Here is a 12,427-nt window from a genome sequence, read left to right as displayed (position 1 = left end):
CCGGCCTCGTCGGCGGCCTCCTCGCGGAGGGAGTAGACGTCCACGGTGCGCGAGCCGTGGGGGCCGGGGCCGCCGACAGCCACCTGGACGCGGACGCCGCCCTGTTCGGGCAGGACGAGCGGCGACTCGATGACGAGTTCCTCCAGGACACCGCAGCCGAATTCGTCGCCCGCGCGGACCGCCAGGTCGACGTAGACGGTGCCGGGTACGACGACCACGCCGCCGATGGCGTGGTCCGCGAGCCAGGGGTGGGTGCGCAGGGAGAGCCTGGAGGTGAAGACCAGGCCGTCGGACTGCGGCAGCGGGACGACGGCGCCGAGGAGCGGGTGGTCGGTGCCGGTCAGGCCGAGCGAGGCGGCGTCCTTGGCGGTGCCGGTCAGCTGGATCCAGTAGTGCTGGTGGTCGAAGGCGTACGTCGGGAGGTCGACGCGTTCGGCGGCGGCACCGGCGGGGAGGACGCCGTTCCAGTCGACGTGGACGCCTCGGACGAAGAGTTCGGCCATCGAGGTGAGCAGCCGGCGCGGGCCGCCGTCGTCGCGGCGCAGGGAGCCGGTCACCACGGCGTCGGTCTCGGCGCGGTCCACGGTCTCGCTGATCGGCTGGATCAGGACGGGGTGGGCGCTGGACTCGACGAACACGGTGTGTCCGTCGGCGAGGAGTTGCGCGACGGCGGGCTGGAAGCGGACCTGGCGGCGCAGGTTGCGGTACCAGTAGCCGCCGTCGAGGACACCCGCGTCGCGGACCCAGTCGCCGGTCACGGTGGACAGGAACGGCACGGCGGGTGCCTGGCCCCGGATGTCGGCGAAGGCCTCGCCGAGGGTCTCCTGGACGGCCTCGACGTGCCGGGAGTGCGAGGCGTAGTCGACCGCGATGCGGCGGACGCGGACGCCTTGGTCCTCAAGTGTGTCGAGGGCTTCGTCGAGGGCTTCGGCGTCACCGGCGATCACCACGGACGCCGGGCCGTTGACCGCCGCCACCTCCACCCGGCCGGCCCACCGCTCCAGGCGCTCCGCGGTGTCCTCCTCGGGCAGCGCGACCGACGCCATGCCGCCCCGGCCCGCGAGGCCGGCGGCGATCACCTGACTGCGCACCGCGACGATCCGGGCCGCGTCCTCCAGGGAGAGCGCGCCCGACACGCATGCCGCCGCGATCTCCCCCTGTGAGTGCCCGATCACCGCGTCCGGCACCACACCCACCGACGCCCACACGGCGGCCAGTCCGACCATGACCGCGAAACTCGCCGGCTGCACCACGTCGACGCGCTCCAGGAGTTCCGCCGGAGCGTCTCCCCGCAGCACGTCCGCCAGCGGCCAGTCCACCCAACGCCCGAGCGCGTCGGCGCACTCGGCGATCCGTTGTGCGAACACCGGTGAGGAGTCGAGGAGTTCACGGCCCATGCCGACCCACTGCGTGCCCTGGCCCGGGAAGACGAACACGACTTTTCCGGCCCCGCCCGGCGCCGAGGCGCTGCCGACGGCCACCGAGGCGGCGGACTCGCCTCGCGCCAGGGCTCCCAGGCCGGTCAGGGCCTCCTCGGGTGAGCCGGCCACGACGACCGCGCGCTCGCCGAGCGCCGCACGGCCGGTGGGCAGTCCGGCCGCCACGTCGGCGAGCGCGACTGTGCCGGACGCGTCGAGGAACCGGACGAGCCGCTCCGCCTGCCCGGTCAGGGAGGCCGTCGTGGCCGCCGACACCACCAGCGGCACCACGCCGTCGGCCGGAACCGAGGCCGGCTCGGGCTCGTCCTGCGGTGCCTGTTCCAGGATCAGGTGGGCGTTCGTGCCGCTGGCGCCGAACGAGGACACGCCGGCCCGGCGCGGACGGTCGTCCTGAGGCCACTCCTGTGCCTGTGTCAGCAGTTCCACCGCGCCCGCCGTCCAGTCCACCTGCGCGGTGGGGGCGTCGATGTGCCGGGTGGCGGGCATGACGCCGTGTCGCAGCGCCTGCACCATGTTGATCACGCCGGCCACGCCGGAGGCGGCCTGGGTGTGGCCGATCACCGACTTGACCGAGCCGAGCCGCAGCGGCCGGTCCTCGGACCGGTCCTGGCCGTACGTGGCGAGCAGGGCCTGTGCCTCGATCGGGTCGCCGAGGACGGTGCCGGTGCCGTGGCCCTCGACCATGTCGATGTCGGCCGTGGTGAGGCCGGCGCTCTCCAGGGCCTTGCGGATGACGCGCTGCTGGGCGGGGCCGTTGGGTGCCGTCAGGCCGTTGGAGGCGCCGTCCTGGTTGAGGGCCGAGCCGCGGATCACCGCGAGCACCCGGTGTCCGTCGCGCCGGGCCTGCGACAGTCGTTCGAGGAGGACCACACCGGCGCCCTCGGCCCAGCTGGAGCCGTCCGCGCAGGCCGCGTACGACTTGCAGCGGCCGTCGAAGGCGAGGCCGCGCTGCCGGGCGAAGCCGACGAAGCCGCCGGGTGTCGACATGACGGTCGCGCCGCCCGCCAGCGCCATGGAGCAGTCGCCGCGCCGCAGTGCCTGGGAGGCGAGGTGGATGGCCACCAGGGAGGAGGAGCACATGGTGTCGACGGTGACGGCGGGGCCTTCGAGGCCGAGGGTGTAGGCGACGCGCCCGGAGGCGACGCCTCCCGCGGTGCCGAGGGCGCGTTCCAGGCTGAGGAAGCCTTCGAGTCCGCTGAGGTCGGGCGCGTAGTCCTGGTGGACCATGCCCGCGAACACGCCGATGCCGGTGCCGCGTACGGAGTGCGGGTCGATGCCGGCGCGTTCCAGGGCCTCCCAGGAGACTTCGAGGAGCTGTCGCTGCTGGGGGTCCATGGCGAGGGCCTCGCGCGGGGAGATCCCGAAGAACGCGGCGTCGAACTGGCCGGCGTCGTGCAGGAACGCGCCTTCGCGGACGTACGTCGTGCCGGGGTTGTCCGGGTCGGGGTGGTAGAGGCCCTCCAGGTCCCAGCCTCGGTCCTCGGGGAAGGCGGTGTAGACGTCGGTGCCGTCGGTCACCACCCGCCACAGGTCTTCGGGGGTGCGGATGCCGCCCGCGTACCGGCAGGCCATCGAGACGATCGCGATGGGTTCGGCCGATGCCTCGGCGAGACGCTGGTTCTCCTGCTGGAGCCGCGCGTTCTCCTTGAGCGAGGCACGCAGTGCGTTCACGATCTGCTCGTCCGGCGCCGTCATCTCGGTACGTCCTCCGTCTTTCCGCTGTCGGTAAGCAGGTGTCGACACACCAGGTGTCGGTGAGTCGTGTCGCTGAGCCGTGCCGGTGAGCCGGTGATCAGCTGATGTTGCCGAGTGCGCGCTGTACGAGGTCGGCGACGTCCATGCCGTCGATCAGGTCGGCGTCGTCCTCGGCCGCGGGCGCCGCCGCGGGGGTGGCACCGTCGTCGGTGTCGGCGAGGGCGAGCAGGGTGTCGAGGAGGCCGGCCTCCCGGAACCGGGCGAGCGGGATCTGCGTCAGTACGCGCCGCAGGTCGTCCTCCCGTCCGTCCGGGTCGTCGGCGTCCGGCTCCGTCAGCAGTTCGGAGCGCAGGAAGACGACGACGGCGTCCGGGGTGGGGTAGTCGAAGATGAGGGTGGCGGGCAGTCGTAGGCCGGTGGCCACGTGCAGGCTGTTGCGGAGGTTGACGGCGGCGAGCGAGTCGAAGCCGGCTTCCTGGAAGGACTGGAGCGGGCCGACGCTCTCCGCGCCGCTGTGTCCGAGGACGGTCGCCGCCTGTCCGCAGACCAGCCGGAGCAGCAGCCGGTTCTGTTCGGCCTCGGGGACGTCCCGGAGGGAGTCCACCAGGGACGAGGTGGTGTCGCTGTTCTCGGCGTCGGGTTGGGAGGCGCGCAGGGCGGCGGCGGCTTCGGGCAGGTCGGCGAAGAGCGGGCTGACCCGGACGGAGGTGAACGCCGGGATGAACGCCTCCCAGTCCATGTCGACGACCGTCACGGCCTTCTCCCGCGCCTCCACGGCCTGTTCGAACGCGCTGGTCGCGAGCTGCGGGTCCATCGGCAGGACGCCCCGGCGGCGCAGTTGGGCGAGGGTCGCCTCGTCCATCGTGGCGCCGACCTCGTCGAGGGCGCCCCAGGCGATCGAGGTGGCCGCCAGGCCGCGACCGCGACGCCGTTCGACGAGGGCGTCCAGGACCGCGTTGGCCGCGCCGGAGACGCCCTGGCCGCCGCCGCCCCAGATGCCGGCGATCGAGGAGAAGACCACGAAGGCCTCAAGTGGGGTGGCGTCGTCGGCACCCGTGTCGGTGGGGGTCGGGGTGAACAGGTCGTCGAGCCATACGGCGGTGTCGACCTTCGCGGCGAACACCTCGGTGAGGTCGGCGAGGCCCGTGTCAGCGACGTTGCTGGTCCAGGCGGTGTCGGCGGTGTGCACGACGGCGGTGAGCGGCTGCTGCGGCGGGGTCTCGGCGACCAGGCGGGCGAGCGTGTCCCGGTCGGCGTCCGCGCAGGAGACGACGGTCGTCTCCAGCCCGGCGTCCGCGAGTTTGCCCAGCAGTTCGCCGACGGTGTCGACGGGTGCCTGAGCGGTGGTGGTGACGAGGAGCCGGCCCACACCCGACCGGGCGAGCCAGAGCGAGGCGTGGATGCCGAGGCCCTCGGCGCCGCCGGTGACCAGGACGGTGCCGTGGGGCTGCCAGCCGCCGTCGGCGGGGGTCTCCGGTGCGGGCTTGCGGGTGAGTCGCCGGCTGTAGACGCCGGGGCGGCGTACGGCGAGCTGGTCGTCGCCGGCGGCGCCGTTCAGGGCGCCCACGAGGTACCGCGCGATGCGGGCGTCGACGGTCGCCGGCAGGTCGATCAAGCCGCCCCACCGGTCGGGGTGTTCGAGCGCCACGGCGCGGCCCAGCCCCCAGAGGGCGGCCTCGCCGGGCCCGGTGACGGTGTCCTGGACGCCGGTGCTCACCGCACCCCGGGTCAGGCACCACAGCGGAGCGTCGACCCCCGCGTCCCCGAGGGCCTGGATCAGCGCGAGGGTCCGGGCGGCGGCAGCGGTGGCGTCCTGCGCGCCGTCGAGGGCGAGCAGGGACAGGACCCCGGCCGGCTCGTACTCGGCCCCGGCGCCGCTCAGGAGTTCGGCGAGGCCGGTGCGGGTCACGGCGGAAGGGGTGATCTCCAGGGGGACGACGTCGAGTCCCTGGTCGCGGAGTGCCTCCAGGAGTTCGGCCGTCCGGAACCCGTTCGCGGCCTGTCCCTTCGGCAGGACGGCGAGCCAGCGGCCCGCGGGGACCCCGGACGCCTCGCGCTCCAGGGGCCGCCAGGTGACGGCGTACCGCAGGCGCTCGGCACCGGCCCGCTGCCGCCGCTTGCCGCGCCAGTCCGCAAGGACCGGTACGACGGTGCGCAGGGCGTCGCGCAGGTCGGCTGAGTCGGGGGCGAGCAGACCGGCGAGCGAGTCGGCGTCGGTACGCTCGACGGCCGTCCAGAAGTCAGCGTCGGTGTCCTCGGCCGAAGCGCCGCCGCCGTCGGTGTTCTCGGCCTCTTGCAGCCAGTAGTGGCGTCGGTCGAAGGCGTACGTGGGGAGGTCGACGTGACCGGGGGCGGACTCCTCGGGGAGGACGCCCGTCCAGTCGACGGCGATGCCCCGGACGAAGAGTTCGGCCATCGAGGTCAGCAGTCGGCGCGGACCGCCGTCCTGTCGGCGCAGCGTGCCGCCGACGACGGCGCGCAACCTGACCGTGTCGTCCGCCTGGTCGACGATCTCGTTGACCGGCTGGACCAGGACGGGGTGGGCGCTGGACTCCACGAACACGGTGTGACCGCTCGCCAGCAGATCGGCGATCGCGGGACCGAAGCGGACCTGACCCCGCAGGTTGCGGTACCAGTAACCGCCGTCCAGGACACCCGCTTCCCGCACCCATTCACCCGTCACGGTGGAGTAGAAGGGGATCAGCGGAGCCTGCGCACGGATGTCGGAGAACGCCTCGCCCAGCGTCTCCTCGACCGCCTCCACATGCCGGGAGTGCGAGGCGTAGTCGACCGCGACGCGGCGGACGCGCACGCCCTGCTCCTCAAGCGTGCCGAGGGCCTCGTCGAGTGCTTCGGCGTCACCGGCGATGACCACGGACGCCGGGCCGTTGACCGCCGCCACCTCCACCCGGCCGGCCCACCGCTCCAGGCACTCCACGACATCCGCTTCCGCCAGCGCCACCGACGCCATACCCCCGCGCCCCGCCAGGCTCCCGGCGATCACCTGACTGCGCACCGCCACGATCCGAGCCGCGTCCTCCAGGGAGAGCGCACCCGACACACACGCCGCCGCGATCTCCCCCTGTGAGTGCCCGACCACCGCGTCCGGCACCACCCCCACCGACGCCCACACCGCAGCCAGACCCACCATCACCGCGAAACTCGCCGGCTGCACCACGTCGACGCGCTCCAGGAGTTCAGCCGGAACATCCCCCCGCAGCACATCCACCAGCGGCCACTCCACCCAACGCCCGAGCGCGTCAGCGCACTCGGCGATCCGCTCGGCGAACACCGGCGACGAGTCGAGCAGTTCACGACCCATGCCCACCCACTGCGACCCCTGCCCCGGGAACACCATCACCGTCCGCCCCGACGCCACCGCACTGCCCACCACCACACCCGGCACCGACTCCCCACGCGCCACCGCACGCAACCCCGCCAACGCCTCCTCCCCCGAACCCGCCACCACCACCGCACGCTCGGACAGCACCGCCCGCCGCGAGGCGAGCGCCGCCGCGATCTCCGGCAGGGCCGTGCGCTGTGCGGAGCCGATGAACGACGCGAGGCGTTCGGCCTGGCCCGCCAGCGAGCCGGTGCTCTTCGCCGAGACGACCAGGGGCGTCACGGTCGCGTGCACGGCCGGCTCCACGCCGTTCACGGTCACCGGGGCCGCGGCGGGCGCTTCCTCCAGGATCACGTGCGCGTTGGTGCCGCTCGCGCCGAAGGAGGAGACGGCGGCCCTGCGCGGCCGGTCCGTGACCGGCCACTCCCGTGCCTCCCTGAGCAGTTCGACCGCGCCCGTCGTCCAGTCCACCTGCGGTGTCGGCTCCTCGACGTGCAGCGTCGGCGGCATGACGCCGTGCCGCAGCGCCTCGACCACCTTGATGACACCGGAGACACCGGCCGCCGCCTGGGTGTGGCCGATGTTCGACTTCAGCGATCCGAGCCACAGCGGGCGGTCGGCGGGCCGGTCCTGTCCGTAGGTGGCCAGCAGTGCCTGGACCTCGATCGGGTCGCCCAGGGAGGTGCCGGTGCCGTGGCCCTCCACGACGTCCACGTCCGACGTCGACAGTCCCGCGTCGGCCAGGGCGTGCCGGATGACCCGTTGCTGTGAGGGCCCGTTGGGGGCGGTGAGGCCGTTCGAGGCGCCGTCCTGGTTGACGGCGCTGCCGCGCAGCACGGCGAGGATCCGGTGGCCGTTCTGCCGCGCCTGCGACAGTCGCTCCAGGACGACCACGCCCACGCCCTCGGCCCAGCCGGTGCCGTCGGCGGTCGAGGAGTACGCCTTGCAGCGGCCGTCGGCGGACAGGCCGCGCTGGCGGGCGAACTCCACGAACGCGTCGGGGCTGGACATGACGGTCGCGCCGCCGGCGAGGGCGAGCGAGCACTCTCCTCGCCGCAGCGCCTGGGCGGCGAGGTGCATCGCCACGAGCGAGGAGGAGCAGGCCGTGTCGATGGTGACCGCCGGGCCCTCGAAGCCGAACACGTACGACACGCGTCCCGACGCGACGCTCGACGAGGTGCCGGTCATCACGTAGCCCCGGACGTCCTCGGGGACCTGCCGCAGCCGGGTGACGTAGTCGTGGTGGACGATGCCGGTGAAGACGCCGATGTCACGGCCCCGGGTGGAGAGCGGGTCGATGCCGGCGCGCTCCAGGGCCTCCCAGGAGGTCTCCAGGAGGAGCCGTTGCTGCGGGTCCATCGCCAGTGCCTCGCGGGGTGAGATCCCGAAGAGCGCGGCGTCGAACTGGGCGGCGTCGTGCAGGAATCCGCCGACGCGGGTGTAGGTGGTGCCGGGATGGGTGGGGTCCGGGTGGTAGAGCTTGTCGACCTCCCAGTCCCGGTTCTGCGGGAAGCCGGAGAGCGCGTCGCGCTCCTCGACGACCAGGCGCCACAGTTCCTCGGGGGTGTTGACGCCTCCTGGCAGCCGCAGGCTCGTGGCGATGATGGCGATGGGCTCGTCGGGGTGTGCGGGCCCGGCCGGTACGGATCGGGCGGCGCCTGCGGACGTGGTCCCGTCTTCCTCGCCGAGCAGTTCGGTGCGCAGGTGTCCGGCGAGGGCGGAGGGGGTCGGGTAGTCGAAGACGAGGCTGCTGGGGAGGCTCGTGCCGGTGAAGTCGTGGAGCCTGTTGCGGAGTTTGACGGCGGTGAGGGAGTCGAAGCCGAGGTCCTTGAACGGCTGATTCTCGTCGAGCGCGTCGGCGCCGTTGTGGCCGAGGACGACGGCGGCGCTCTCCCGCACGAGGTCCATCAGGACGCGCTGCTGTTCGGCGGCGCCGAGTGCGGCGAGCCGGTGGGCCAGGGTGCCGTTCTCGGGGGCGGGCCGGCTCGCCGCTCGCCTCAGGAGCGGCGCCTCCCGCGTGGTCTGTGTGTCGCTCACTGCGGTGGTGGAGCCGTCGGGGCGGCCCAGGGTCACCGGGCCGAGTGCGGCAACCGGGCCGCCTGTGTGGTCGGCGAGTTCCACGAGGTGGCGTCCGCCCTCGACGGGTGTGACGCGCATCCGTAGGGCGGTGGCGCCTTCCGCGTACACGGCCAGGTCGGCGCAGGCTGTCAGGTCGAGGGCGCTGTCGCCGGTGTGGACCGCCAGGAGGCGCAGGGCGGTGTCCAGGAGTACGGGGTGGAGCGTGAACGGCGTTGCCTCGTCGGCGAGTTCGGGGGGAAGGGTGAGGTCTGCGGTGAGCGGGCCGCCTTGTTCCGTGAGGCCGGGTACGGGGGGCCAGGTGTGCGGGTCGAAGGAGGGTTTGGGCAGGCCGGGCCGGAGCAGGGCGCGGGCGTGGCGCGTCCAGGTGCTGTTCTCGTCGCCGGAGTGCCTGCTGTGGACGGCGGCGGGCCGCAGTCCGTCCCGGCCGGGGGCGTCGATGTGGACGCGGAGCTGGAGGTGACCGTGTTCGGGCACGGTCAGCGGTGTGTCGAGGGTGATCTGCTCGGCGGCGCCGCTGCCTGTCTCGGTGCCGGCGTGGACCAGCAGGTCGAGGAGGACGGCAGCCGCGACGGTGCCGGTGGCGGGGTCGAGGAGCCGGCCGGGTGCGCTCCGGTCGAGCCGCCCGGTGAGCACCACACGGGTGCCGCCGGCACCGGCCGGGCCGGTGTGGTCGTGGCCGGGGATCTCGACGGCCGTGCCGAGCAGCGGGTGCCCGGTGGCGCGGGCGCCGAGCGCCTCGGCGTCCGTGGCGGTGGTCTCAGGTTCGGCCCAGAACCGCTGGTGCTGGAAGGCGTAGGTGGGCAGGTCGGCGCCGAGCGCGGTGGCCGGGGTGCCGAGGAGGGCGGGCCAGTCGATGTCCGTGCCCCGGACGTGCAGTTCGGCGAGCGCGGTGAGGAGGGCGCTCTCCTCGGAGCCGTCCTCGCGCAGGCTGGCGACGCAGCCCCGGTGGTCGGGGCCGAGTGTGCCGAGGGCGAGGGCGGTGAGGCCGGCGCCGGGCCCGATCTCCAGGAACGTCCGGGCACCCTGGTCGTGCAGCGCGGTGACCGCGTCGGCGAACCGTACGGGGTGGCGGACCTGGTCGGTCCAGTACTGCGGGGTGGCGAACCGGTCGTCCTCGGCGGGGGCACCGGTGAGCGTGGAGACGACGGGGACGGTGGCCGGCCGGGGGTGCAGGCGGGTGACGGCGGCGCGGAACTCGTCGAGCATGGGGGCCATCAGGGGTGAGTGGAAGGCGTGGGAGACCGTCAGGCGTTTGGTCTTCCTGCCTTGTTCGGTGAGGCGGGCGGCCACGGCCAGGACGGTGTCCTCGGTGCCGGAGAGCACGACGGCGTCGGGCCCGTTGACCGCGGCGACCGCGATCTCGCCGGTGGCCTCGGCCAGCAGCGGCGTCACCTCGGCCTCGGTGGCCTGGACGGCGGCCATCGCGCCGCCCTCAGGCAGTGCCTGCATCAGCCGGGCGCGGGCGGCGACCAGTTCGCCCGCCTCCGCCAGGTCGAGGACTCCGGCGGCGTGGGCGGCGGAGATCTCGCCGACCGAGTGTCCGGCGACCAGGTCGGGGTGTACGCCCCAGGTGGCGAGGAGCCGGACCAGCGCGGTCTCCAGGGCGAAGAGACCGGCCTGGGTGTACAGGGTGCGGTCGAGCAGCGCGGCCTCGGGTGTGCCGGGTTCGGCGAACACCACCTCGTGCAGCGGGTGTTCGAGGTGGCCGTCCAGGTGCCGTTCGACGGCGTCGCACGCGGCGGTGAAGGCGTCCCGGAATGCCGGGTGGCGTGCGGCGAGTTCGCGGCCCATGCCGGCCCACTGGCTGCCCTGCCCGGTGAAGAGGAAGGCCAGTTTGCCTTCGGCGGGGCTGCCGGTGACGGTGGCCGCGGTGGGTGTGCCTGCTGCGAGGGCGCGCAGTTCACCGGCGAGTTGGCGCCGGTCGGCGGCGAGGAGGATCGCCCGGTGGTCGAGCCGGGCTCGGGTGGTGGCGAGTGCGTGCGCGGTGTCGGTGAGGGGCAGGTCGTCGCGTGCGTCGACGAAGCGGGCGAGCCGTCCGGCCTGGGCGTGCAGGGCCGCCGCCGTCCGGGCCGACACGGTCACGGGCACGAGGGCGGGACCGTCGGCCGGATCGGCTGTCGTCGCCCGCGCGGGTGTCTCGGTGTCCGGTGCCTGCTGGATCACGACGTGTGCGTTGGTGCCTCCGATGCCGAAGGACGAGACGCCGGCCCGCCGTGGGTGTCCGGTCCGCGGCCACTCGCGGGCCTGCGCGAGGAGTTCGACCGCGCCCGCGGTCCAGTCCACGTGGGTCGAGGGCCGGTCCACGTGCAGGGTGCGGGGCAGGACGCCGTGCCGTATCGCCATGACCATCTTGATGACACCGGCGACACCGGCGGCGGCCTGTGTGTGACCGATGTTGGACTTGACGGAGCCGAGCCACAGCGGGCGGTCGGCGGGCCGGTCCTGTCCGTACGTCGCGAGCAGCGCCTGCGCCTCGATCGGGTCGCCGAGGACCGTTCCCGTGCCGTGGCCCTCCACGACGTCCACGTCCGACGTCGACAGTCCGGCGTCGGCGAGGGCCCTGCGGATCACCCGCTGCTGTGACAGGCCGTTCGGCGCTGTGAGTCCGTTGGAGGCGCCGTCCTGGTTGACCGCGCTGCCGCTGACGACCGCGAGGACCTGGTGGCCCCGGCGGCGTGCGTCGGAGAGCCGCTCGACGAGGAGCACTCCGGCGCCCTCGGACCAGCCGGTGCCGTCCGCCGCGTCGGCGAAGGCCTTGCAGCGGCCGTCCGGGGAGAGGCCCCGTTGCCGGGAGAACTCGACGAAGGTCTCCGGGTCGCCCATGACCATCACGCCGCCGGCCAGGGCCATGGAGCACTCGCCCTGCTGGAGTGCGCGGGCCGCCATGTGCAGGGCGACGAGCGAGGAGGAGCAGGCCGTGTCGATCGTGATGGCCGGGCCCTCGAAGCCGAACTGGTAGGCGATGCGGCCCGAGAGGACGCTGCCCGAGCTGCCGGTGAGGCGGAAGCCCTCGACGCCGGACGCGTGGTGGGTGCGCACGGTGTAGTCGTGGCTGTTGACTCCGACGAACACGCCGATGTCCTGGCCGCCGAGGCCGGTCGGGTCGATCGCGGCGCGTTCGAACGCCTCCCAGGAGGTCTCCAGGAGCAGCCGCTGCTGGGGGTCCATCGCGAGCGCCTCGTTCGGGGAGATCCCGAAGAAGGCGGCGTCGAAGCCGGTCGCGTCGTCGAGGAACGCGCCGTGCCGGACGTAGGTCTTGCCGGCGCTGTCGGGGTCGGCGTCGTAGATCCGGTCGATGTCCCAGCCTCGGTCGTCGGGGAACTCCGTGACGGCGTCGACGCCTTCGGCGACCAGTCCCCACAGGTCCTCGGGGCTCGCGACGCCGCCGGGGAAGCGGCAGGCCATGGCGACGACGGCGATCGGATCGTCGGGGCGGGCGGCCTCGGCGGTTCGCTCCTGGGCGTCTTCCCGCGGCTCGTCGTCCCCGAAGAGCCGTACCCGCAGATGGCCGGCGAGCGACACCGGTTTCGGGTAGTCGAAGGCGAGGGTGGAGGGGAGGACGAGACCGGTCGCGGACGCGAGCCGGTTGCGCAGTTCGACGGCGGTCAGCGAGTCGAAGCCGGCGTCCTTGAAGGCGCGGTCGGCGCGGATGGCGTCGGCTCCGGAGTGGCCGAGCACCTGGGCCGCGTTCTGGCGGACCAGGTCCACCAGTGCCTCGGTGCGCTCCCGGGTGCCGAGGTGGTCGAGCCGTTGCCGCAGGGCGCCGGTGCCGGCCGTGTGTGCGGCCTTGGCTGTCGGGCGTGGGGCGGGCGCGAGGCCGCGCAGCAGCGGTGCCACGGGGGTTCCGGCGCGGGCGGACGCCCGCAGGGCG

At 73.8% G+C, this 12,427-nt stretch carries 2 protein-coding genes; both read right to left on the bottom strand.

Annotated features, from left to right (window positions below; genetic code table 11):
• Positions 1-3,134: type I polyketide synthase (locus ACVNF4_RS24385; protein ID WP_461805013.1), on the bottom strand; the 3,134-nt coding region annotated here is incomplete at its 3' end.
• 97 nt (positions 3,135-3,231) lie between these two features.
• On the bottom strand, positions 3,232-12,427 hold a 9,196-nt coding region (locus ACVNF4_RS24380; RefSeq protein ID WP_461805012.1), incomplete at its 5' end, for a type I polyketide synthase.

The sequence above is a fragment of the Streptomyces sp. S6 genome (assembly GCF_054880855.1).
The sequence above is the reverse complement of the archived record's forward strand: the minus strand, read 5'-3'. Positions and strand labels throughout refer to the sequence as shown.